Source organism: Sphingomonas sp. R86520, from assembly GCF_042466285.1.
Classification (GTDB): Bacteria; Pseudomonadota; Alphaproteobacteria; order Sphingomonadales; family Sphingomonadaceae; genus Sphingomonas.
The window spans coordinates 2,564,990-2,588,480 of sequence record NZ_JAXHBZ010000001.1; the positions used below are offsets into that span (position 1 = coordinate 2,564,990).

Consider the following 23,491-nt stretch of genomic DNA (forward strand, 5'->3'; position numbering starts at 1 on the left):
CGGTAGATTCTGCGGTGTTAGAATGCCGCCCGGCTGATTTGAACCTTCTCCTGCGTCCTGCTACCGCGTTTTCGCACGCCGGGAGCGGCCCTCGAAACAGGGTACGCTCCCGCCCCATGTTCATGTTGCCCTTCACAAGCTCCGAGGAAACCCGATGGTCCCCCGCTATTCCCGCCCCGACATGGTCGCGATCTGGACGCCCGAAGCGCGCTTCAAGATCTGGTTCGAGATCGAGGCGCACGCCACCGACGCGCTCGCCGAGCTGGGCGTAGTTCCCAAGGAAGCCGCTGCCGCGATCTGGGAAAAGGGCGCGTTCGAAGTCGACCGGATCGACGAGATCGAGCGCGAGACCAAGCACGACGTCATCGCCTTCCTGACCAACGTCGCCGAGCATGTCGGCCCCGAAGCGCGCTTCATGCACCAGGGCATGACCTCGTCGGACGTGCTCGACACGTGCTTGGCCGTCCAGCTGGCGAAGGCTAGCGACATCCTGATCGCCGATCTCGATGCGCTGCTGGTGGTGCTCGAACGCCGTGCACGCGAGCACAAGATGACGCCGACGATCGGCCGCAGCCACGGCATCCACGCAGAACCCGTAACGTTCGGGCTGAAGCTCGCGCAGGCGCATGCCGAGTTCGCGCGCAACCGCGCGCGGCTGGTGGCGGCGCGCGACGACGTCGCGACCTGCGCGATCTCGGGCGCAGTGGGGACGTTCGCGAACATCGACCCGTTCGTCGAGGAATATGTCGCGGGCAAGCTGGGGCTGTCGGTCGAGCCGGTTTCGACGCAGGTCATCCCGCGCGACCGGCATGCGATGTTCTTCGCGACCTTGGGCGTCATCGCCAGCTCGATCGAGCGGCTCGCGACCGAGGTCCGCCACCTGCAGCGCACCGAAGTGCTGGAAGTCGAAGAGTTCTTCTCGCCCGGCCAGAAGGGCTCGTCGGCGATGCCGCACAAGCGCAACCCGGTGCTGACCGAGAACCTGACCGGCCTCGCGCGGATGGTCCGTGGCTACGTCACGCCGGCGATGGAGAACGTCGCATTGTGGCATGAGCGCGATATCTCGCACTCGTCGGTCGAGCGCTATATCGGACCCGACGCGACGATCACGCTCGACTTCGCACTCGGGCGGCTGACCGGCGTGATGGACAAGCTGGTCGTCTATCCCGAGCGCATGTTGAAGAACCTCAACAAGATGGGTGGCCTCGTCCATTCGCAGCGGGTGCTGCTGGCGTTGACGCAGGCCGGCGTGAGCCGCGAGGACGCGTATCGGCTGGTGCAGCGCAACGCGATGAAGGTTTGGGATTCGGACGGCGCGCTGTCGCTGCTGGAGTTGCTGAAGGCGGACCCGGAAGTCACGCTGAGCGATGCCGAACTCGAGGACAAGTTCGACCTCGGCTATCACCTGAAGCACGTCGACACGATCTTCGCGCGGGTCTTCGGCGCGGCCTGAGCCACCCTCCGTCCACCCCGGACTCGTTCCGGGGTGAACGGACTGACGAAGCGGTTATTAAAGCGCACCTGGCGCTACGTGTCCCATACTCGTTGCAAGTGCACGTAACGCAATTGCGATTACGTGTTACAAAATTGCGACAACGCGCAACTATACCTACATCGCCCTTGCCGGATATTGTTCCGGCATCGGAGACCTACCCATGCGCATGTTCGAAACCGTGACCAGCACCATGCTGGCGATCGCGGCCCAAGCGCTGGTGGTCGGGGTGGTTATTACCTCCTTCTGACCCATCGGCCCGCCCGCCCCTCCCACGAGGGGCGCGGCTAGGCCGGCAGTTTCAAGACGATCCGTGAGCGCGGATCACCGCACGCGTGGATAGCGCGCGGCAAACTCCTCGTCCGACATGACCAGATAGCGGATCATGTCGATAAAGGCCCAGGGCACGGTCAGTGCGAGGCCGATCACCGTGATGCTCAGCACCAGCATGATAATCCCCGACCCCGTACGCCCGAGATAGAAACGGTGAATGCCGAGCGTGCCGATCACGAACGCCAGCGTGGCCGCGACGTACTTGTTGCGATCGTTCACGGGAGCGGACGGCGCGGCGGAGTACGCGACCGGCGGTGCCGCTGCCGGCATCGGGAAGACACTCAGTGCGCGATCGTTGGCAGCCTCGAAATCGACCTCGACGCCGATAGCCGGCTCGCCGCGATGCGCCCAGTCCTCGCGCGCGAACCGGTAGCGCTGCCCGTCCTGACCCGCGACGACGCCTTCGCCCGTACGTGCATCGACCCCTAAAACCTGTCCGCGCATATAATCCCCCGGTATGCGTCGGCTATCTTGGCGGATGACACGGAACAGGCAAGTCCGAACTCGCGCGCGCAATCAGGCCGCAAGCTCGATCGCCCTTCGACGCGGGCTGCGGTTAGGCCAGAATATTGCGGAGACGTTTATCGGGGCGTTCCGGACGGCTGGATATTCAGGGAAAACAGCGCCGAGCGCGCGGCATCGTGATGCGTCATGACGCTATAGACTTCGCCGTGCGCCTTTGCCGTTGCGAAGGCGGCCCGGTCGAGGCCGGCGGGATCCCGCCACGTTCCATTCTTTCGTACCGCAAGGAAGGTCGCTGCGCCGGTGCCCTGAAATGCGGGCCGCATTCCCAGAGCAGCCGTCGTTGCCGTATCGATATCCGTCAGGTCGCCATCGGTTTCGATGCCGCATCCGACGAAGCGCTCGCCGGACACGTCGCTCTCGGTCACGCGCAAGGTCATGGCACCGGACGGATCATGGACGAGTTGGCCGTGCCCCGCGACGTCGGCGTCCGCGGACCAGCCATCGCGTCTTGCATGCGCCACGACGTCGGCCGGGGCACGGTCCGCGCCTGCGCACCTGAGTGAATAAGCGGCTTCCACCATCGACGTCGTCGCGTGAGACACCACCGGCGCGGCGGCATGGAGAACTGGAACAGTTGCCAACATTGCCCTGTCTTCCTTTCGACCGACTAAGTCCGCTGGCGACTATTTTACGCCAATCACTCGCCTGCGAACACACCCTTCAGCTTGGCGAAAAAGCCCTGGCTTGCCGGGCATTCGTCGCCAGTCTCGGTCTCGCGGAACATCTCGAGCAGTTCCTTCTGCCGATTGCTGAGACGCGTAGGCGTTTCGACGTCGATCTGGACGACGAGATCACCGTGGCCGCGGCCTTGCAGGACGGGCATGCCGGCGCCGCGCTGGCGGAGCTGCTTGCCCGACTGGATGCCCGCCGGGATCTTCACTTCGTGCGTGCGACCGTCGAGTCCGGGGATCGACAGCGATCCGCCGAGCGACGCGACCGTGAAGCTGATCGGCGCGCGCGCGAACAACGTCGTGCCTTCGCGTTCGAACAGATTGTGCTTGGTCACGTGGAGGAAGATGTAGAGGTCGCCGGACGGCGCGCCGCGTGCGCCCGCCTCGCCCTCGCCCGACATGCGGATCCGCGTGCCTTCGTCGACACCGGGGGGGACGTTGATCGACAGCGTCTTGGTCTTCTCGACGCGACCTTCGCCGCGGCAATCCGGGCATGGGTCGGCGATGACTTCGCCTGCGCCGTTACACACCGGGCAGGCACGCTCGACCACGAAGAAGCCCTGCTGCGCGCGGACTTTCCCGTGGCCGCCGCAATGCTGGCAGGTCTTCGCGCGCGTCCCGGCCTTGGCGCCCGACCCGTCGCAGGTATCGCAAAGCGCGGAGACGTCGATCGTGATCTCGGTCGTCTTGCCGTGGAAGGCTTCCTCCAGGGTGACTTCCATGTCGTAACGGAGGTCCGCGCCGCGCTGCGCCGCCGAGCGACCGCCGCCGCGCTGCGCGCCGCCCATGAATTCGCCGAAGACGCTTTCGAAGATATCGCTGAATCCGCCGAAATCCTGCGCACCGCCGCCGTTGCCGGGGCCGCCGTTCTGGAACGCGGCGTGACCGAAGCGGTCATAGGCCGCGCGCTTCTGCGGGTCCTTGAGGCACTCGTATGCCTCGCTGACCGCCTTGAACTGCGCCTCGGAATCCTTGCATCCCGAATTCTTGTCCGGGTGATATTTCATCGCGAGCTTGCGGTAGGACGACTTGATCGTCCCCGCATCCGCGGTCCGCTCGCATTCGAGCAGTTCGTAATAGTCGATCTGGGTACTCATACTTCGCCCCTCCGGCCCCGCCCGTCATGCCAGCGAAAGCTGGCATCTCGTTCCACCAGAGCGAACCCTCGTGGAAGGAGACCCCAGCTTTCGCTGGGGTGACGGAGGGCGGTCATGGTTTACGCCTTCGGGTTGTCGTCGACTTCCGAGAACTCGGCGTCGACGACATCGTCGTCCTTCTTCGCGCCGTCGCCATCAGCCGACGGCGATGCGTCCGCCTGGGCCTGCTTCTCGTAGATCGCCTGGCCGAGCTTCATCGCGACCTGGGCGAGCGCAGTGCTCTTCTCGGTCATCGCGTCCGCATCGCCACTCTCGACCGCAGCCTTGGTCGCGTCGATCGCAGCCTGGATCTCGGTCTTGAGCGATTCGTCGACCTTGTCGCCGTTATCCGCCAGCTGACGCTCGGTGGTGTGGACCAGCGACTCGGCGTTGTTCTTCGCCTCGGCGCCCGCACGACGCTTCTTGTCCTCCTCGGCGAAGGTCTCGGCATCGCGGACCATCTGGTCGATGTCGTTGTCCGAAAGACCACCCGATGCCTGGATGCGGATCTGCTGCTCCTTGCCGGTGCCCTTGTCCTTGGCCGAAACGCTGACGAGGCCGTTGGCATCGATGTCGAACGTAACCTCGATCTGCGGCACGCCGCGCGGTGCGGGCGGGATGCCGACGAGATCGAAATTGCCGAGCATCTTGTTGTCGGCCGCCATCTCGCGCTCGCCCTGGAACACGCGGATCGTCACCGCACCCTGGTTGTCGTCCGCGGTCGAATAGGTCTGCGACTTCTTGGTCGGGATCGTCGTGTTGCGATCGATCATCCGGGTGAACACGCCACCCAGCGTCTCGATGCCGAGCGACAGCGGCGTCACGTCGAGCAGCAGCACGTCCTTGACGTCGCCCTGCAGCACGCCGGCCTGGATCGCGGCGCCCATCGCGACGACCTCGTCCGGGTTGACGCCGGTGTGCGGCTCCTTGCCGAAGAACTGCTTCACGACTTCACGGACGCGCGGCATGCGCGTCATGCCGCCGACCAGCACGACTTCCGAAATGTCCTCGGGCTTCAGGCCGCCGTCTGCGAGCGCCTTGCGGCAAGGCTCGAGCGTCCGCTTGACCAGGTCCTCGACCATCCGCTCCAGGTCGGCGCGGGTGATCGACTTCACCAGATGCTTCGGGCCGTTCTGGTCCGCGGTGATGAAGGGCAGGTTGACCTCGGTCGTCTGTGCCGACGACAACTCGATCTTCGCCTTCTCGGCCGCTTCCTTCAGGCGCTGCAGCGCCAGCTTGTCCTTGGCGAGGTCGATACCCTCGGCCTTCTTGAACTCGTCGGCGAGATACTGGACGATCTTGTTGTCGAAATCCTCACCGCCGAGGAACGTGTCGCCGTTGGTGGCCTTCACCTCGAACACGCCGTCGCCGATTTCCAGCACCGAGATGTCGAACGTGCCGCCGCCGAGATCGTAGACCGCGATCGTCTTGCCGTCCTGCTTGTCGAGGCCGTAAGCCAGCGCCGCCGCGGTCGGCTCGTTGATGATGCGCAGCACTTCGAGGCCGGCGATCTGGCCGGCGTCCTTGGTCGCCTGGCGCTGCGCGTCGTTGAAGTAGGCCGGCACGGTGATGACCGCCTGCGTGACCGTCTCGCCGAGATACGACTCCGCGGTTTCCTTCATCTTCTGCAGCGTGAACGCCGAGATCTGCGACGGCGAGTAATCCTTGCCGCCCGCCGAGACCCATGCGTCGCCGTTCGGCCCGCGCGAGATCTTGTACGGGACCAGCTCGGTGTCCTTCTTGGTGATCGGGTCGTCGAAGCGACGGCCGATCAGGCGCTTCACCGCGAAGATGGTGTTGTCGCCGTTCGTCACTGCCTGGCGCTTGGCCGGCTGGCCGACCAGTCGCTCGCCGTCCTTGGCGAACGCGACGATCGACGGCGTGGTGCGCGCGCCCTCGGAATTCTCGATGACCTTGGGCTTGCCGCCTTCCATGACGGAAACGCAGCTGTTGGTCGTGCCGAGATCGATACCGATTACTTTAGCCATGAGTTCTGATTAGCCCCTCACTTGAAACGAAAATACGAAATCCGCTCCACCCCGTTTCGGGGGCGGAACCTTTCTGATGATGGGCGCGATATAGGTGGCCTCGCGCTTGCCGCAAGATTGTACCGGTCATAGGATGCGCAAGAGGCAGGGCCCGGGGAAAAGTAACCTATGCGTATCGTTTTCGGACTGGGTGTTGCCGCGATGGCACTGGCATCGTGCTCGCAGCCCAAGGAGCTGGCCGTGGACGGGGCCTGGGTGCGGCTTGGCGCGGTCACCGGACGGCCTGCGGCGGCGTATTTCAAGGTCCATGGGGGCCCTGCGCCGGCGACGCTGATTTCGGTCACCACCGACGTGGCGATCAAGGCGGAGATGCACGAGACGATGGACAAGGGCGGCATGTCGACGATGGCGCCGCTCGCGAAGGTCGAGATTCCGGCGAATACGGACGTGGCATTCGCGCCCGGTGGGCGGCACGTGATGCTGTTCGACATGAACTCGGGGATCAAGCCCGCTGATCGCGTGACGCTCACGTTCGCGTTTGCCGATGGGACGCGGATCATCAACAACGCGACCGTGGTCGCGGCGGGAACCCCGGTAGGGAAGTGACCGGAGCAGGCTCAAGGCGCGGGCTTACCGAGGGAGAGACGGCGCTCGCCGCATCGGTGTTCGGGGGCGCGATCGATTACTCTCGAGTGAGCCTGTCGCGCAGCAAATGGGCGTTCTTCCAGCCGCGTGATACGGTGATGGCACCCCGCGGGTGCATCCACTTTCACCCCAAGGGCGACCTGTGGTGCGACGACTTCGCGCACGCCAACCTGACGTTGCAGGGGCTGTTCGTCCACGAGATGACGCACATCTGGCAACACCAGCGCGGCGTGTTCCTGCCGCTGGCGCGGCATCCCTGGTGTCGGTACGACTATGCGTTCCGGCCGGGCGTGGCGCTGCATCGCTACGGCATCGAGCAGCAGGGCGAGATCGTGCGGCATGCCTTCCTGCTGCGTGCAGGCGCGAAAGTGGCGGGCGCACCCCCGCTCGCGCAATACGAGACGGTGCTGCCGTTCACGCCTTCAGCATCGGTCTGATGTCCACTGCGGAGCCCCATCCGCGCCCCCGCCGCCCGCCCCCGCCGTCATCCCAGCGAAAGCTGGGATCTCATGCAGCAAAGGCGCGCGCTATCACCGGGAGATCCCAGCTTTCCCCGGGATGACGGACGTTATGCGATGACCGGGTTAACCGGCGACGGCGGCGGCGTTACATCCAGCTACGCCCATCCGCCCCGGCACACCCATAAGGCGGCAACTGGCCTGGGAACCGCGCCTGCATCTCGTGGCAACCCCAGGTGCGCATCGGCCCCGGCGCATAGCCGTTCAGCGCGATGCCGACCTCGTCATAAGGGCTCTCGCCGCGCGCGACGTACATGTACCAACGCCCGCCGAACATCACGGCTGCCGCGATGAGCACGACGCAAACGACCTGAACGATTTTCTGCATTGAGGACCCTGTTCGTAAAGAAGGGCGCCCCGATGCAGACAACATGGATCAGTTTCAACCGCGGATCTGGTAGATCGCAGCCGGCAACATCGGCAGAAATCAGCCGTTTACAGCGCGTCAAAATCGATAGGTCGTGTTCTATCAAGCGCTTGCGGCGCCTCGGGCATCGGATATTTCAGTCCGGTGGCGCAGTTGAAAAGAACGACCTTGTCGTCCTCGTCGACCAACCCGGTGTTCAGCGCCTGATGATACGCCGCCAGCGTCGCACCGCCCTCGGGGCACAGCAGCAACCCGTCCTGCTTCGCCGCCGCATCGACCGCCTTCAGGATCGCCGGATCGCCGACCGCGAGCGCCTGCCCGCTGCTCTCGCGAACCGCGCGCAGGATCAGGAAGTCGCCGACCGCTTTCGGCACACGGATGCCCGCCGCGACGGTGCTGGCGTCATCCCAACGCTCGGCATGCTCCTCGCCGGCCTCGAACGCGCGTACGATCGGCGCACAGCCGCTCGCCTGCACCGCGAACATCTTCGGGCGCTCCGACCCGATCCAGCCAAGCTTCTCCAGTTCGTCGAACGCCTTCCACATCCCGATCAGCCCGGTGCCGCCACCGGTCGGGTAGAAGATCGCGTCCGGCAGTTTCCAGCCGAACTGCGCAGCGAGTTCGAGCCCCATCGTCTTCTTGCCCTCGATCCGGTAGGGCTCCTTCAACGTCGAGAAATCGAACCAGCGGCCCTCCGCGGCGCCTTTCCCCACGATCGCACCGCAATCGTCGATCAGGCCATTGACCCGCCAGACCCGCGCGCCCTGCATCGCGATCTCGCGGACGTTGATCTCGGGGGTATCGTCGGGGCAGAACACGATCGTCTCGATCCCGCAGCGCGTCGCATACGCCGCCAGTGCCGCGCCCGCATTGCCGTTGGTCGGCATCGCGATCTTGGTGACACCCAGTTCCTTCGCCATCGCGACGGCCATGACGAGCCCGCGCGCTTTGAACGAGCCGGTCGGAAGGCGGCCTTCGTCCTTCACGAGCACGTTGGGGCCGCCGGACTTGGTCAGCGGCACCAGCGGCGTCTCGATCTCGCCAAGGCTGACGATGTTGGATGTATGCCGCACGGGGAGCAGCTCACGCCACCGCCACAGGTCGGTCGGCCGCGCCTCGATCGTGTCGCGCGAAACCGTCGAACGCACCGCGTCGAGGTCGTAGCGGACGAGCAACGGACGCCCCGCACGCGACAGCCCATGAAGCTGGTCTGCCTCATACCGCTCGCCGGTAATCGAGCATTCGAGGTGCGTGACGAAGGTCTGGCGATCGGTCGTGAGGTTCTGGTTCAAGTCGTCATCCTACCAAGAAATCCCCGGTCACCCCGGACCTGTTCCGGGGTCCACCGTTCCGCAAACCAACCGGTCGCGAATATGCGGCACGGTGGATGCCGGAATGAGCCCGGCATGACGGGTGGGGTTAGCGGAACGCGAAAAAGAGGCCGATCAGCACCGCGACCACCGTCAGCCAGATGAAAAACTGCTTCCACGTATCGGGAATAGCGGCGCCCAGTCCCTCGATCAGCGCTCCGACCAGATCGTGCACGCCGTTTTCCCCATATCGTTAGCCAGCCTTGGCAACACCGACCATGGCCGGACGCAGCAGGCGGTCCTTGATCATGTAGCCCGCCTGCATTTCCTGGACGATCGTGCCTGGCGGCTGGTCGCTCGGCATTTCCAGCATCGCCTGGTGCTTGTTCGGATCGAGCATCTGGCCCTCGGCCGCGATCTTGGTGATGCCGTGGCGCTGGAACACGCTCTCCAGCTCGCGACCGGTCGCCTCGAGGCCAGTCACGAGCCCCTTCATCTTGTCGTCAGCCCGCAGGTCCGCCGGGATCGCCGACAGCCCACGCGAGAGGTTGTCGGCGACCGACAGCACGTCGCGCGCAAACGCCGTCGCGGCATAGGCACGCGCGTCCTGCGCTTCCTTCTCGGCGCGGCGGCGGACGTTCTGGATTTCGGCCTGCGCGTAGAGGACGTTCTGCTTGGCTTCGGCGAGCTGGTTCTCGAGCTCGGCGACGCGGTCGTTCGAGGCCACCTCAGGCGCGGCGTCGGCGGTCTCTTCGCGCAGGTCTGCAGGCGTGTTCTGGTCGATGTCGGACATGGTTTTCCCTATAAATTGGGCCGGCTCAACCCATCAACCGGGCGAGCGTTGCAGCCGTGAAATCCACCATGGGCACGACGCGCGCATAGTTCAACCGCGTCGGGCCTATGACACCGACCACGCCGACCACCCGGCCGTCCAATCCACGGAACGGTCGCGCAATCACCGAAGACCCTGACAACGCGAACAATTTGGTCTCCGCGCCGATGAAAATTCGCGTCGAATCACCGGCCCGCGCACTGTCCAGAAGCGATGCGACTTCCTGCTTTCCCTCGAGATCGTCGAGCAGGTCGCGGACCCGATCGAGATCGGCGGCGGCGGCGGCATCGATCAACCGCCCCTGCCCTCGCACGATCAGCACCGGGCGGCGATCCGCGTCCTCGCTCCACACCGCGATCCCGCGCTCGACCAAAGTCCGCGCCGCACCGTCGAGCGCCGCCTGCCCGTCCGCCAGCTCGCGCTCGATCCGGGTCCGCGCATCGGCGAGCGTCAGCCCGCCGAGCGTCGCCGACATGTAATTGCCCGCCTCGACCAGCGCGGACGGCGACATGCCCTTGGGCAGTGCGATCACCCGATTCTCGACCGAGCCATCCTCGCTGACCAGCACCGCCAGCGCCTGCTCGGGCGACAGCGCGACGAACGCGATCTGGCGCAGTTTCAGTTCGCGCTTGGGCACCATCACCAGCCCCGCGCAGGCCGACAGCCCGGACAGCGCGAGCGTGGTTGCGGCGAGCGCCTCCTCGACCGGACCGCCGACACCGGCACGCGCCTCGATCGTCTGGCGCTCCTCGAACGACGGCTCCATCGCCTGCATCATACCGTCGACGAACAGCCGCAGGCCGCGGTCGGTCGGCATCCGACCGGCGCTGGTATGCGGACTGGCGAGCAGGCCAAGGCCTTCGAGTTCGCCCATCACGCCGCGAATCGAGGCGGGCGAGAGGCTCAAGCCAGTCAGTTGCGCGATCGTCTTCGACCCGACCGGCACGCCGCTGGCCAGATAGCTGTCGACGACCGCACGAAAAATGTCGCGTGCGCGATCGGTCAGTTCGGTGACGGGGAGTGCGACCATATCCCTGATCTAGGCTGGCGAGCGACCAAACGAAAGGCTAGGCAGCGCACAACCACTCACTCCCGTTTTAGGAATACATCATGCGCCCATCCGGCCGCGCCCCAGACCAGATGCGTGCGATCACGATCGAGCCGCGCTTCACCAAGCATGCCGAGGGCTCCGTCCTGATCGGCTTCGGCGACACGAAAGTTCTCGTCACCGCCAGCGTCGAGGAGAAGGTGCCGCCGTTCATGCGCGGCAAGGGCGAAGGCTGGGTGACCGCCGAATACGGCATGCTCCCGCGCGCCACCAACACGCGCAACAACCGCGAGGCCGCCAAGGGCAAGCAGTCGGGCCGCACACAGGAAATCCAGCGGTTGATCGGCCGTAGCCTTCGCGCGGTGGTCGACCTGAAGCTGCTCGGCGAGCGCCAGATCGTGATCGACTGCGACGTGATCCAGGCGGATGGCGGCACGCGCACCGCGTCGATCTCGGGCGGCTGGGTCGCACTCCGGCTCGCGATCGACGGCTTGCTCGCGAGCGGCAAGCTGACCGCCGACCCGCTGACGCAGAAGGTCGCGGCGATCAGCTGCGGCATCTACCAGGGCAATCCGGTGCTCGACCTCGACTATATCGAGGATTCAGGCGCGGACGCGGATGCGAACTTCGTGCTGCTCGAAAACGGCAACATCGCCGAGGCACAGGCGACCGCCGAGGGCGCAACCTATGACGAGGAAGCGCTGCTCCGCCTGCTCCGTCTCGCGCGGATCGGCTGCACCGACATCTTCGCCGCGCAGGCGAAGGCCGTCGCCAAGTGAGCGGCGAAGGCAAGGAACCGCAGGCGATCCGCAAGCTCGCGCCGGGCAAGCTGGTCATCGCCAGCCACAACAAGGGCAAGGTGCGCGAGATCGCGGCATTGCTCGAAGGGCGGGGGCTCGAAGTGGTCTCCGCCGCCGACCTAGACCTGCCGAAGCCGATCGAGACGGGGACGACCTTCTTCGCAAACGCCGAACTGAAGGCCCGCTCGGCGGCCGACCTGTCGGGTTACCCCGCACTCGCGGACGATAGCGGACTGTGCGTCGATGCGCTGAACGGCGATCCGGGCGTCTACACCGCCGACTGGGCAGAAACGCCGACCGGCCGCGACTGGAACATGGCGATGCAGAAGGTCGAGGACGCGCTCAACGCCAAGGGTCCGGAAGCAACACGGGGCGCGCACTTCGTCAGCGTACTCGCGCTCGCCTGGCCCGATGGTCACGTCGAATGGTTCGAAGGCCGGGCGGAAGGGACGCTGACCTGGCCGCCGCGGGGCGCGGTCGGCTTCGGGTATGATCCTGTGTTCGTGCCGCTGGGCTACGACCAGACCTACGCCGAACTGCCGCACGAAACCAAGAACGCGATCAGCCACCGCAACGAGGCGTTCAAGCTCCTCGAAGCTGCGGTGTTCTGAGGGGGCGGTGTTCTGAGGCCGGCACCATACAAACTTCCGTCACCCCAGCGAAAGCTGGGGTATCCCGGTTGGGAAACACGCGGCTCGAACGGGGATACCCCAGCTCTCGCTGGGGTGACGAAGTTTGGCTGGGTGACGAATTTTGGCGCGATGTCGGACGCTGGTGACGGACGCTAGCGGGGTGACGAGGGCGAGGGAGATATGAAGGGGCTACCCGCCCGTTCGGTTCCCAATCAGACCGCAGTCAGAACGCCCGCTGCCCGATCACATTCCCCGGTGGCGAATAGCGGCACACCAGATAATCGTCGGTCTTGTTGCTCGCGATCGCACACCCGACCGCGGTCGAGTTCCGCCAGACGATCTGCGTATAATGGCCGACGTCCTCGAACTTGCCGGTGCGGCTGAAATTCGGCGTCACGCCGTTGATGAAATCACGCTTCTCCGCGACCCAGTGCCCGATCATCTCGGTATAGGTGTAGGCATAGCGCGTACCGGTCCACAGGTTCTCGCCCTCGCGCGTATTGTCCTGCGGCTGGCGCGCATGGGCGAACTTGCCCGTCCGTGCCATCTCGTCGGCATAAGCGCGCGCGGTCGTCGCCAGTGTATCGCTCCAGGCGATCCGCGGCACGCCGACCGCGGCGCGCGCAGCGTTGTGGCCCTGCAGCATCGCGGTCTTGAGCAGCGCGGCACCACGCGACGCGGGCGCCTCCGTCTCGCGACGCTCCACGACCCGTTCGGGACCCTGCGCACACCCCATCACAAACATAGCTGCGGCGACCGCCAAACCCAACCGAACCGTCATCGCACTTCCTTCTGCCGCGCCGTGCGACCATATGCGCCAGATAATGCTCGTCCCCAAAACACCAAGCGCTACTTCGGACCTCGCACTCTACGTCCATTGGCCGTTCTGCGTGTCGAAATGCCCGTATTGCGACTTCAACAGCCATGTCCGCGAGGAGGTTGATCAAGCCGCGTGGCGGTCCGCGCTGATCACCGACCTGGAGCATGAGGCACGCGTGCTGCCCGGGCGGAAATTGCAGTCGATCTTCTTCGGGGGCGGTACGCCTTCGCTGATGCCGCCGGCGACCGTCGCGGCGGTGCTGAATGCGGCCGAAAAGGCCTGGGGGTTCGCGGACGGCATCGAAATCACGCTGGAGGCCAACCCGTCCTCGGTCGAGGCAGCGCGGTTTGCCGACCTGGCCAGCGCGGGCGTGAACCGGGTGTCGCTCGGCCTGCAATCGCTCGACGACAAGGCTCTCAAATTCCTGGGTCGAGCGCATGACGTGAACGAGGGGCAAGCGGCGCTCGCGACAGCGCAGAGTGTGTTTCCCCGCGTCAGTTTCGACCTGATCTATGCGTTGCCCGGCCAGCGGCTCGAGGATTGGCGGGTGGAACTGGCGCGCGCGCTGAGCCTTGGGACGGAACATCTGTCTCTGTACCAGCTGACGATCGAAGCCGGCACGCGGTTCGCGACCGAGGCGCTGGCGGGGCGGATCGTGATCCCGGATGGCGACTCGGCGGCCGACCTGTTCGAGGCGACGCGCGCCGATACCGCCGCGGCGGGGCTGCCGGCGTACGAGACGTCGAACCACGCGCGGCCGGGATCGGAGAGCCGCCACAATCTCGCTTACTGGCGGTACCAGGATTATGCCGGGATCGGGCCGGGCGCGCATGGTCGTCGCGGTGGTCTGGCGACGGTGCGGCGGAAGAAGCCGGAGAACTGGCTCGCCGCGATCGAGCGCAATGGCCACGGCATGGAGGTCGAGGATCCACTGACGCCGTCGACGCGGGCGACCGAGGCTCTGCTGATGGGCTTGCGGCTGGCGGAAGGCGTGGACCTCGACCGGATCACCGCGTTGAACGCAGGCGTGGTGCCGGTCGATCTGGCGGCGGTGGCGCGGCTGGAGGCGTTGGGGCTGATCATACACTCGCCGGGCCGGCTGCGAGTTACCGAGGCAGGGGCGCTCCTGCTCGACGCGATCCTGCCGGAGATCGTGACGGCGTAAGGCGCGCCCACCCCGTCATTCCCGCGAAGGCGGGGACCCATACTGGCTAGCCGTGCGATTGAATCGCGACCGGCTGAGGATATGGGTCCCCGCCTCCGCGGGGATGACGGAAGGGGTTACAGCCTTACTTCCCGAAACCTGCCGGCGCCGGCGACACTACCGTCGTCGTGCCGCCGCGGATCTCCTTCACCTCCAGCGCGCGCTCGGCGACATTGTCGCGACCGAAGCGGAACGCACCATCGATTCCCGCAAACCCATCGCCATCACGCAGGCGAGCGACCGGAAACGGCACGCCGGGCTTCCAGTCGCGCGCGATGCGAACGGTCAACAGCACCGAATCATAGCCGAGGCTCGACAGGCGGTACGGGCCTGCGCCGAAACGGGCGCGGTATTTGGCGGCGAACTGGCGGTACAGCGTGTCCGAGACGCTCGCATACCAGGCGCCGTTGAGCGCCGGCTTGGCAGCGATCCCGGCGTCCGAATTCCAGAGTTCCGTGCCGAGGATCCGCGTCGACGCGCCGCCGCCACGCTTGACCAACGCCGCTGCCGAAGCCGCGTTCGCGCCGCCATCGGCGATCAGGACGGCGTCATAGGGCGCCTTGGCCGCAAGCCGCGTGACGGCGCCCGAAAGATTGCCGGGGCCGCGTGCATAGGTCTGGAGCGACACGACCTGCCCGCCTGCGCCTTCGACTGCGCGGAGGAACGCGGTCGAGGCGCGTTCGCCGTACAGGCCATTGGGCACCAGCCCGGCGAAATTGCTGACGCCGCGCTCCTTGGCGAAGTCGACGACGCGACCGACCGACTGGGTCGGCACATAGCCCATCAGGTAGGTGCCGTTGCCCGCCACGCCGAGATCGTTCGAGAAGCTCAGCACCGGGATATTCGCGGCGCGGGCGATCGGCGCGACCGCGCGGACGTCGTCGGCGAGCAGCGGCCCGAGGATCAGCTGCGCACCCTCCGCGATCGCACGCTGCGCGGCAGCCGCGGCCCCGGTCGCGGTGTCGTAGTTGGTGATCCGCACGCGCTGGTTCTGCGTGTCGAGCAAGGCCAGCATGGTCGCGTTGGCGATCGAGGTGCCGACACCGGCGTTGCTGCCCGACAATGGCACGAGCAGCGCGACGCGGTTGCGTTCGGCATCGCGCGGGATGCCGGTTTCCACGCCGATCGTCGGGCGTTCTACCGGTCGCGAGGTCGGGCGCTGCTGCGACGGCTCGACGGGACCACGCGGCACGATCGTCTGGCACGCGCCGAGCAGGCACGCTGCGGCAAGCGCGACCCACCGTCCGAATACGCGTGCCGGTTGCCGTGTCGTCGCTGCGTCTGCCATGACAATCCCCATGAACCCTGAACCTCTTCTCGATCCCGGCCTCTACATCGTCGCGACCCCGATCGGCAATCTCGGCGATCTGTCGCCACGCGCCGCCGACATCCTGCGCAGGGCCGACGTTATCGCGGTCGAGGACAGCCGCGTGACCGCCGGGTTGCTCCGCCATGTCGGCACCAAGACGCCGATGGTGCCCTATCACGATCACAGCGCCGAAGGAGTCAGGCCAGCGCTGATCGCCCGCATGGCGACGCAGGCGGTGGCGCTGGTATCGGACGCCGGAACGCCGCTCATTTCCGATCCCGGTTTCAAGCTGGTTCGCGACGCGCGGGCGGCGGGACATCTGGTGGTGACGATCCCGGGGCCATGCGCGGCGGTGGCGGCGCTGACGCTGGCCGGCCTGCCGACCGACCGCTTCCTGTTCGTCGGCTTCCTCCCCTCGAAGATGCACGCGCGCGCCGAGGCGATTGCGGAAGTGGCGACGATCCGCGCAACGCTCGTGATGTATGAATCGGGACCGCGCCTCGGCGCGTGCCTGGCGGCGCTGGCCGAGGGACTCGGCGACCGTGAGGCGGCGGTGACGCGCGAGATCAGCAAGAAGTTCGAGGAGGCGGTGACCGGCACGCTCTCTACGCTCGCCGCGCGCTATGCGGACGCGCCGCCGCGGGGGGAGATCGTGATCGTCGTCGCACCACCGGGTGAGGCACCGCCGGCCAGCCAGGAGGACGGCGACACCGCGCTGGCCGAGGCACTCACCCGGCTGTCCACCGGACAGGCGGCGAGCGAAGTCGCCAAGAAACTCGGCCTCGACCGCAAGGCGCTCTACGCGAGAGCGCTGGAATTGAAGCCGAAGCCCTGATCTCCCCTCCCGCTTGCGGGAGGGGTCGGGGGAGGGCATGCCAGGACCGTGCCGCCCCCACCCTCCCCTAGCCCTTCCCGCAAGCGGAACGGAAACACGCAGGACCGACAGGTCGCGGAGGCCACCGGCCGGCGCGGCGAGCGGCTGGCAGGGTGGTGGCTGCGGTTGAAGGGCTGGTCCATCCTCGACCGCCGCGTCCGCACGCCGGCCGGCGAAGTCGATCTCGTTGCTCGCAAAGGCAATCTGATCGCGTTCGTCGAGGTAAAGACGCGCGCCACCGCCGCCGAACTCGACTTCGCGATCGACGAACGCCGCCTCGCCCGCGTCGCGGCGGCGGCGGAATATCTGATGCCGCGCTATGCCGGGCCGGGCGACGATATCCGCGTCGACGTCATCCTGCTCGCACCCGGTACGCGACCTCGGCATATCGAGAATGCCTGGATCGGGTGAGTGGGTTGGATGACAAACTCCTTCAGCCGCCCTAATTGCCGATCCGAACCACCCCCCACCCGTCACCCCAGCGGAAGCTGGGGTCTCCCAATTATGGAGATACCCCAGCTTCCGCTGGGGTGACGGGCAAGGAAGGGGTGCATGGAAGGAATGCGAGAATGAGTCTCACCGTCGCCGTCCAGATGGACCCGCTCGACAGCATCAACATCGCCGGCGATTCGACCTTCGCGCTGATGCTCTCCGCACAAGACCGCGGGCACAAGCTCTTCCATTATTCCGCCGAGGACCTGAACTACCGCGACGGCCATGTCTGGGCGAAGGCACATCCGGTCACCGTGCAGCGCGTCGTCGGCGATCACTTCAGCGTCGGTGAACCCGTCAACCTCGATCTCGGCGACGAGGCTGACGTCGTGCTGATGCGGCAGGATCCCCCGTTCGATCTCGGCTACATCACGGCGACTCACCTGCTCGAGCGGATCGCCGACAAGACGCTTGTCGTGAACGACCCCGCGCAGGTCAGGAACGCGCCCGAAAAGGTGTTCGTGCTCGATTACCCGCAGTTCATGCCGCCGACGCTTGTCACCCGCTCGCTCGACGAGGCACGGAAGTTCCTCGCGGAGCACGGCGCGATCGTGATCAAGCCGCTGCACGGCAATGGCGGCAAGGCGATCTTCAAGGTCGAATCGGACGGCGCCAACCTGTCGGCGCTGATGGAGGTCTTCAACATGACGTGGCGCGAGCCGCACATGGTGCAGGCGTTCCTCCCCGACGTCGCGAAGGGCGACAAGCGCATCGTGCTGGTCGACGGCGAAGTCGCGGGCGCGATCAACCGCCTGCCAGGCGAAGGCGAGATCCGCTCGAACCTCGCCGTCGGCGGCTCGGCGGAAAAGACCGAACTGACCGACAAGGAGCGCGAGATCTGCGCGGTGCTCGGGCCGGAGCTGAAGCGGCGCGGGCTGTTGTTCGTCGGGATCGACGTGATCGGCGGCACGTGGCTGACCGAGATCAACGTGACGTCACCAACCGGCATCGTCGCGATCGAGAAGTTCGACGGGACCGATGTTTCGGCGATGATCTGGGACGCGATCGAAGCGAAGGTGGCCGCGCGCTAGGCACCGAACACCACCCCGGCGAAGGCCGGGGCCCAATTGGAAGGTCGCAGTGACGGAGCGCCGTCCTCCGCATAACCATCCCCCAATTGGGCCCCGGCCTCCGCCGGGGTGGTGCATTGGTGGAACGCCTGGCGGAACACATCCGCCCCTCCGGCAGTATCTGATACCCATGACCGAATTCATCCTCGATCTCATCGCCTGGGGCGGGTATTTCGGCATCTTCCTGCTGATGGCGCTCGAGAACATCGTGCCGCCCGTGCCGTCCGAAGTCATCATGGGCCTCGGCGGCATGGCGGTTGCGCGCGGCGACATGAGCGTCGTGCCGCTGATCGCCTGGGGCACCGCGGGCTCGGTCGTCGGCAATTACTTCTGGTATTATATCGGCCGCAACATCGGCTACGAGCGCCTCCGCCCGTTCGTCGAGCGGCAGGGCCGCTGGCTGACGATGGAATGGTCCGACGTCGAGAAGCTCCACCATTTCTTCGTCAAGCGCGGCGGCTGGGTGGTGTTCGTGTTCCGTTTCATGCCGACCTTCCGCACCATCATCTCGCTCCCGGCGGGCATGACCTACATGCCGATCTGGAAGTTTTTGATCTGGACGGCGGCGGGCAGCGCGATCTGGAATACCGTGCTTACCTATGCGGGTATCCTGCTCGGCTCGCACTTCGCGGAGCTCGATCGCTATGTCGGGCCGGTCGCCGTGGCGACGTTCGTCGTCATCATCATCGGGTACGGCTGGCGTGTGCTGACCTGGAAACCGAAGGGCTAAGCCCTCGGATGCGCGTTGCGGTACACGTCCATCAGATGCGCCGCATCGACCTGCGTATAGACCTGCGTCGAACTGAGGCTCGCATGCCCGAGCAACTCCTGCAATGCGCGCAGGTCCGCCCCCCGCCCCAGCAGGTGCGTCGCAAAACTATGGCGCAGCGCATGCGGCGTCGTCCGATCGCCCAGCCCGAGCCGCGAGCGCGCGCCGCGCACCGATCGCCGCACCACCACCGCCGATAACGGGCCTCCCTTCGCACCGCGAAACAGCGGTTCGTCGCGGCCGATCGACCACGGTGCCTGCGCGACATACGCTTCGATCGCATCGCGCACCTGCGGCAACAGCGGCACGACGCGCGCCTTCGCACGTTTGCCGATGACGACGATCGTCTCGCCAAGAGGCAGGATGCCGCCCGGCAGCGCCATCGCTTCACCGATGCGCAACCCGGCGCCGTAGAGCAGGAGCAAAACCGCCCAGTCGCGCGCACCGATCCACGGCTCGGCGGCGTCGTCGGCGACTTCCTCGGCCAAGGCGATGGCTTCTGCCGGGGAGATCGGCCGCGGCACGCCACGCTTGACCCGAGGTCCGCGCATCCGCGGCTGTTCGGCATCGGCGTTCGCCCAGGCGAGAAACCCCCGCACCGCCGACAATTCTCGCGCTGCCGATGCGTTGCTCAGCCCGTATTCTCGACGATGCGCCAGAAACCCCCGCAGGTCGGCCGCCGCGACGCGCGCCAGCGCGGCACGATCGATCGACTCCCCCCAATGGTCGTTCAGGAAAGCGGTCAGCCGTTCCGCGGCGGCACGATAAGCGCGAACGGTGTGGATCGATCGCCGACGGTCCCGTTCGAGATGCTCTGCCCAGAGCACCGAAGGCGGCAACTTTTCCACCTTATCGTCCTTATCAGCGTGCATCGGTGGACAGTAACGTATCGAACAGGCAAAGAAAATTAACCCTGCCGCTATATTCGAGTCTCATGTCGCCTGTCGATCTCATCACCGATATCTTTTCAGAAGAAGGACGACGGGTCGCGGCGCTCCGTGCGCTTTCTCTGCTCGACAGCGCGCCCGAACGCGAATTCGACGCGCTGGTCGCGCTTGCCGCCGATATGTTGGACTGTCCTACCGCGTTATTGACGCTCGTCGATACCGATCGCGTGTGGATAAAGGCGGCGAGTGCCGGCGAACGGGGCCAAGTCTGCCGCGACGTCGGCATGTGCGAAGTGACGATTCGCGGTAAGGAGCCGCTGATCATCAACGATCTGAGCGGTGATCCACGATTTGCCGCCAATCCCCTCGTCATGCCGGCCGATGGCGCTCGTTTCTACGCGGGAATGCCTGTCCATGCCGTGACAAGCGGCGGTGAACGCCATGCGATCGGCGCGATCTGCGTTCTCGACACGAAGCCGCGCTGTCTGAACGAGTCGGGCCGCACCGCGCTCGCCCACCTCGCCACGCTCGCCGAGGCGATGATCGCTGCACGGGCGGCGGCAAAGCAGGCGATCGAGATCGCGACCACGGCCGATCGCCACGCCGCCGCTCTCGCACGCCAGGATCGCATCTTCCGTCAGGCGGAGCGGATGGCGGCGATCGGATCCTGGCGCGTGTCGCTCGCCGACGACAAGTTGCAATGGTCCGACGGCGTCTACCATATCCACGGCCTGCCGGTCGGCGACGTGCCCGAAATGCCGACGGCCATGCAATACTACCCCCCGCACGCGCGCGACATGATAACCGCCGCGCTCGGGGAAACGATTGCAACCGGGGCGCCCTTCGACATCGAAGTCGACTTCACGACCGCGCAGGGCAAGCTGCGCAGGGTCCGCGTATTGGGCGAGCGCGAGACCGTCGAGGGCACGACCGTCGCTCTGGTCGGCGTATTCCAGGACGTGACCGAACGCCACGCACTCGAAGTGACGTTGCGACGATCGGCGGATACCGATTCGCTCACGGGCATCGCCAACCGCGCGGCGTTCGATCGCGCGCTCGAGGAGGCCATGACGCGGTCTCATGCCCAGGGCACGCCGCTATTACTGGCGTTGGTCGACCTCGACGGGTTCAAGGCGATCAACGACACGCTCGGCCATACCGCGGGCGACGATGTCCTGCGCGGCGTCGGCCGGGTATTGCAGTCGCCATGGTTGAAGAACAGTTTTGCCGCGCGGCTCGGTGGTGACGAATTCGGGATCCTCGTCGACGACCCCGCGATGGTAGCGAATCCCGGTCAAATCCGCACGCGCCTGGAGGACGCATTGCGCTTCCCGATCGCGCTGAATGGCTTGGCGATGGTCAGCGCGGGAACGGTCGGCATCGCGAAACTTGAGGCCGATTGCCATTCGATCCGCGACTTCATCCACCGCGCCGATACGATCCTCTATATGGCCAAACGAGAGCGCGTGGGCGAACGCCGGCGTGAGAATCGAAGCGCCGCCTAGGATCGCTTCGACCGGTCTTGCTTAAAGCGGTTCACGCAGACTCGATGTATCCCCATATGGGTGCCTGATGTCGTCCCGCGCCCGTGTCCTGATCCTCAACGCAGCCCTCGGGCCGCTCGACTACCGTGTGCCTGCCGGCATGAGTGTCGAGCCCGGCTCGGTTGTGGTGGCGCCGCTTGGACCACGCCAGTTGCTCGGCGTCGTGTGGGAGGCGGAACGGATGCCGTCGGATGCCGAGGTCGGCGACAACCGCTTGCGCAACCTGCTCGCAGTCGCCGATGTCCCGCCGCTCGGGGCGCCGCTTCGTCGACTGGTGGAGTGGACCGCCGACTATTACCTCGCGCCACCAGCGTCGGTATTGCGGATGACGCTGGCCTCGACCTCGGCGCTGGAGGGCGCGCGGACGGCCGTCGAATACCGCGCGACCGGTACCGTTCCGCCCCGCCTCACGCCGCAACGCGAACAGGCGCTGGAGCGGATCGGCGACCGTCAGGGGCTGATCCGCGAACTCGCGACACTGGCCGAAGTCAGCGACGCGGTGATCCGCGGCCTCGTGAAGGTCGGCGCGATCGAGGCGATCGAGGTCAGTATCGACAGCCCCTACCCCGTTCCCGATCCGCTGCACCATGAGCCGACCCTGTCGGACGACCAGCGCGCAGCGGCGGATGTTCTGGTGGCGGGTGTGGCGGAGCACGCTTTCCATCCGACTCTGCTGGACGGCGTTACCGGATCGGGCAAGACCGAGGTCTATTTCGAGGCGGTGGCACAGGCGATCCGCGACGGCCGCCAGACGCTCGTCCTGCTCCCCGAGATCGCGCTCACCGAACCGTTCCTGAAGCGCTTCCACGACCGGTTCGGGTGCGAGCCGATCGCATGGCATTCGGGCCTTCGCTCCACGCAGCGGCGCCGCGCTTGGCGTGCGATCGCGAGCGGCGAGGCGCTGGTGACGGTCGGCGCGCGCTCGGCGCTGTTCCTGCCCTACCGCGACCTCGGCCTGATCGTCGTCGACGAGGCGCACGAAACCAGCTTCAAGCAGGAAGAAGGCGTGCACTACCACGCCCGCGACGTCGCGGTGATGCGCGGCAAGTTCGAGGGATGTCCGGTCATCCTTGCTTCGGCGACACCCGCGATCGAGACCCGCCAGCAGGTCGTGACCGGCCGCTATGCGGAACTGAAGCTACCCGGCCGGTTCGGCGTGGCAGAGATGCCGACGATCGAGCCGATCGACCTCATCAAGGAACCGCCGGAACGCGGCCGCTGGCTGGCGCCGCGGCTGGTGAAGGCGATGCAGGCGACGCTGGAGCGGGGGGAACAGTCGCTGCTGTTCCTCAACCGGCGCGGCTACGCACCGCTGACGTTGTGCCGGACCTGCGGCCACCGGTTCCAGTGTCCGAACTGCACGGCCTGGATGGTCGAGCACCGCCTGACCCGCCGCCTCGCCTGTCATCATTGCGGCCATGCGGAACCAACGCCGCGGGTGTGCCCGGAGTGCAAGGGCGAAGATACGCTGGTTGCCTGCGGACCCGGCGTGGAGCGGATCGCCGACGAGGTGACGGCGCTGTTCCCCGAGGCGAAGACGGCGGTGGTCACGTCCGACACGATCTGGTCCCCGGCCAAGGCGGCGGAATTCGTCGGCCGCATGGAGGCGGGGGACATCGACATCGTCGTCGGCACGCAGCTGGTGACGAAGGGCTATCACTTTCCCAACCTCACGCTGGTCGGCGTGGTCGACGCGGATCTAGGGCTCGACGGCGGCGACCTTCGCGCAGCCGAACGCACCTTCCAGCAGATCCGCCAGGTTTCCGGTCGCGCGGGTCGCGGCGAGAAACCCGGCCACGTCTTCATCCAGACTCACAGCCCCGGCGCACAAGTGATGCAGGCGCTGATCACCGGCGACGCGGATGCGTTCTACGCGGCGGAGACGGACGCGCGGAAGGACGCCGGCGCCCCGCCCTTCGGGCGCTACGCAGCAATCGTGGTATCGTCCGAGGACCAGTCCTGCGCGCACGAGACGGCCAAGCTCGTCGGCCGCAGCGCGCCCGAGGTCGACGGCATGCACGTCTACGGCCCCGCCCCCGCCCCGCTGGCGATGCTACGCGGGCGACACCGCTACCGGCTTCTCGTTCACGCGCGACGAGCGCTGGACGTGCAGGACGTCATCCGTGAGTGGCTGGGGAAGCTCGAATGGTCGCCGAAGGCCCGCGTGACGGTGGACGTCAACCCGTATAACTTCCTGTGACGCTGTAAGGCAACGCCGCCTTAAC

Annotated in this window: 24 protein-coding genes; 12 read left to right on the top strand and 12 right to left on the bottom strand. The window is 66.3% G+C overall.

The window, feature by feature from the left end; all coding sequences use genetic code 11:
- The first annotated feature begins 154 nt into the window (after nt 1–154).
- Nucleotides 155–1,453 (top strand): adenylosuccinate lyase, encoded by a 1,299-nt coding sequence (purB, locus tag SJY41_RS11670; protein ID WP_380781863.1) that lies wholly within the window; start codon nt 155–157, stop codon nt 1,451–1,453.
- A 363-nt stretch (nt 1,454–1,816) separates the two neighbouring features.
- On the opposite strand, the gene SJY41_RS11675 is transcribed toward purB, so the two are convergent.
- From SJY41_RS11675 to dnaK, 4 genes are all read right to left on the bottom strand, one after another.
- Nucleotides 1,817–2,269: a TM2 domain-containing protein gene (locus tag SJY41_RS11675; protein WP_380781864.1), complete on the bottom strand. Its 453-nt coding sequence runs from the start codon at nt 2,267–2,269 to the stop codon at nt 1,817–1,819.
- A gap of 137 nt (nt 2,270–2,406) precedes the next feature.
- Nucleotides 2,407–2,934: a hypothetical protein gene (locus tag SJY41_RS11680; RefSeq protein ID WP_380781866.1), complete on the bottom strand. Its 528-nt coding sequence runs from the start codon at nt 2,932–2,934 to the stop codon at nt 2,407–2,409.
- A gap of 53 nt (nt 2,935–2,987) precedes the next feature.
- On the bottom strand, nt 2,988–4,118 hold the full coding sequence (gene dnaJ / locus SJY41_RS11685; RefSeq protein ID WP_380781868.1) for a molecular chaperone DnaJ: 1,131 nt from the start codon (nt 4,116–4,118) through the stop codon (nt 2,988–2,990).
- A gap of 119 nt (nt 4,119–4,237) precedes the next feature.
- On the bottom strand, nt 4,238–6,145 hold the full coding sequence (gene dnaK, locus SJY41_RS11690) for a molecular chaperone DnaK (RefSeq protein ID WP_380781870.1): 1,908 nt from the start codon (nt 6,143–6,145) through the stop codon (nt 4,238–4,240).
- A gap of 168 nt (nt 6,146–6,313) precedes the next feature.
- Here dnaK and SJY41_RS11695 point away from each other — a divergent pair, with 168 nt between their 5' ends.
- Nucleotides 6,314–6,751: a copper chaperone PCu(A)C gene (locus SJY41_RS11695; protein WP_380781872.1), complete on the top strand. Its 438-nt coding sequence runs from the start codon at nt 6,314–6,316 to the stop codon at nt 6,749–6,751.
- Nucleotides 6,748–7,227: a vgr related protein gene (locus tag SJY41_RS11700; RefSeq protein ID WP_380781874.1), complete on the top strand. Its 480-nt coding sequence runs from the start codon at nt 6,748–6,750 to the stop codon at nt 7,225–7,227. Before SJY41_RS11695 ends, SJY41_RS11700 begins: the two co-directional genes overlap by 4 nt.
- A 169-nt stretch (nt 7,228–7,396) precedes the next feature.
- On the opposite strand, the gene SJY41_RS11705 is transcribed toward SJY41_RS11700, so the two are convergent.
- From SJY41_RS11705 to hrcA, 5 genes are all read right to left on the bottom strand, one after another.
- Entirely contained in the window at nt 7,397–7,636 is a 240-nt protein-coding gene (locus tag SJY41_RS11705) for a hypothetical protein (protein ID WP_380781876.1), read from the bottom strand.
- A 107-nt stretch (nt 7,637–7,743) separates the two neighbouring features.
- Nucleotides 7,744–8,967, bottom strand: coding sequence for a threonine synthase (locus tag SJY41_RS11710; RefSeq protein WP_380781878.1), 1,224 nt, complete (start codon nt 8,965–8,967; stop codon nt 7,744–7,746).
- Between the two features lie 127 nt (nt 8,968–9,094).
- On the bottom strand, nt 9,095–9,220 hold the full coding sequence (locus SJY41_RS11715; protein WP_380781880.1) for a hypothetical protein: 126 nt from the start codon (nt 9,218–9,220) through the stop codon (nt 9,095–9,097).
- Nucleotides 9,221–9,238: 18 nt separating this feature from the next.
- Nucleotides 9,239–9,778: a nucleotide exchange factor GrpE gene (gene grpE / locus SJY41_RS11720; protein WP_380781882.1), complete on the bottom strand. Its 540-nt coding sequence runs from the start codon at nt 9,776–9,778 to the stop codon at nt 9,239–9,241.
- Between the two features lie 25 nt (nt 9,779–9,803).
- Nucleotides 9,804–10,847: a heat-inducible transcriptional repressor HrcA gene (hrcA, locus tag SJY41_RS11725; protein ID WP_380781884.1), complete on the bottom strand. Its 1,044-nt coding sequence runs from the start codon at nt 10,845–10,847 to the stop codon at nt 9,804–9,806.
- Nucleotides 10,848–10,927: 80 nt separating this feature from the next.
- On the opposite strand from hrcA, the gene rph reads away from it, so the two are divergent.
- Both rph and rdgB read left to right on the top strand, forming a co-directional pair.
- A complete protein-coding gene (rph, locus tag SJY41_RS11730) occupies nt 10,928–11,644 on the top strand; it encodes a ribonuclease PH (RefSeq protein WP_056055360.1) in 717 nt (238 codons plus the stop codon).
- Entirely contained in the window at nt 11,641–12,276 is a 636-nt protein-coding gene (rdgB, locus tag SJY41_RS11735) for an RdgB/HAM1 family non-canonical purine NTP pyrophosphatase (protein WP_380781886.1), read from the top strand. Before rph ends, rdgB begins: the two co-directional genes overlap by 4 nt.
- Nucleotides 12,277–12,520: 244 nt before the next feature.
- On the opposite strand, the gene SJY41_RS11740 is transcribed toward rdgB, so the two are convergent.
- Nucleotides 12,521–13,078 carry a CAP domain-containing protein gene (locus SJY41_RS11740; protein ID WP_380781888.1) on the bottom strand — a complete coding sequence of 186 codons (558 nt, stop codon included), beginning with the start codon at nt 13,076–13,078 and terminating at the stop codon, nt 12,521–12,523.
- Nucleotides 13,079–13,121: 43 nt separating this feature from the next.
- Here SJY41_RS11740 and hemW point away from each other — a divergent pair, with 43 nt between their 5' ends.
- Nucleotides 13,122–14,282, top strand: a complete 1,161-nt coding sequence (hemW, locus tag SJY41_RS11745; protein WP_380781890.1) for a radical SAM family heme chaperone HemW — start codon at nt 13,122–13,124, stop codon at nt 14,280–14,282.
- Nucleotides 14,283–14,406: 124 nt separating this feature from the next.
- Here the strand turns inward: hemW and SJY41_RS11750 are convergent, their stop codons facing one another.
- Nucleotides 14,407–15,609: a penicillin-binding protein activator gene (locus SJY41_RS11750; protein WP_380781892.1), complete on the bottom strand. Its 1,203-nt coding sequence runs from the start codon at nt 15,607–15,609 to the stop codon at nt 14,407–14,409.
- A gap of 10 nt (nt 15,610–15,619) precedes the next feature.
- Here SJY41_RS11750 and rsmI point away from each other — a divergent pair, with 10 nt between their 5' ends.
- The 4 genes from rsmI (at nt 15,620) to SJY41_RS11770 (ending at nt 18,796) form a co-directional block, all read left to right on the top strand.
- Nucleotides 15,620–16,465 carry a 16S rRNA (cytidine(1402)-2'-O)-methyltransferase gene (rsmI, locus tag SJY41_RS11755; RefSeq protein WP_380781894.1) on the top strand — a complete coding sequence of 282 codons (846 nt, stop codon included), beginning with the start codon at nt 15,620–15,622 and terminating at the stop codon, nt 16,463–16,465.
- A 48-nt stretch (nt 16,466–16,513) separates the two neighbouring features.
- Entirely contained in the window at nt 16,514–16,915 is a 402-nt protein-coding gene (locus SJY41_RS11760; protein WP_380781896.1) for a YraN family protein, read from the top strand.
- A gap of 158 nt (nt 16,916–17,073) precedes the next feature.
- Nucleotides 17,074–18,027, top strand: a complete 954-nt coding sequence (gene gshB / locus SJY41_RS11765) for a glutathione synthase (protein WP_380781898.1) — start codon at nt 17,074–17,076, stop codon at nt 18,025–18,027.
- Between the two features lie 169 nt (nt 18,028–18,196).
- Nucleotides 18,197–18,796 (top strand): DedA family protein, encoded by a 600-nt coding sequence (locus SJY41_RS11770; RefSeq protein ID WP_380781900.1) that lies wholly within the window; start codon nt 18,197–18,199, stop codon nt 18,794–18,796.
- Here SJY41_RS11770 and SJY41_RS11775 read toward each other — a convergent pair.
- Nucleotides 18,793–19,707 (bottom strand): tyrosine recombinase XerC, encoded by a 915-nt coding sequence (locus tag SJY41_RS11775; protein WP_380781902.1) that lies wholly within the window; start codon nt 19,705–19,707, stop codon nt 18,793–18,795. The genes SJY41_RS11770 and SJY41_RS11775 overlap by 4 nt on opposite strands.
- 62 nt (nt 19,708–19,769) lie before the next feature.
- Between SJY41_RS11775 and SJY41_RS11780 the strand changes: the two genes are divergently transcribed.
- On the top strand, nt 19,770–21,227 hold the full coding sequence (locus SJY41_RS11780; RefSeq protein ID WP_380781904.1) for a diguanylate cyclase domain-containing protein: 1,458 nt from the start codon (nt 19,770–19,772) through the stop codon (nt 21,225–21,227).
- Nucleotides 21,228–21,294: 67 nt separating this feature from the next.
- Nucleotides 21,295–23,466: a primosomal protein N' gene (locus SJY41_RS11785; RefSeq protein ID WP_380781906.1), complete on the top strand. Its 2,172-nt coding sequence runs from the start codon at nt 21,295–21,297 to the stop codon at nt 23,464–23,466.
- Nucleotides 23,467–23,491: the final 25 nt, after the last annotated feature.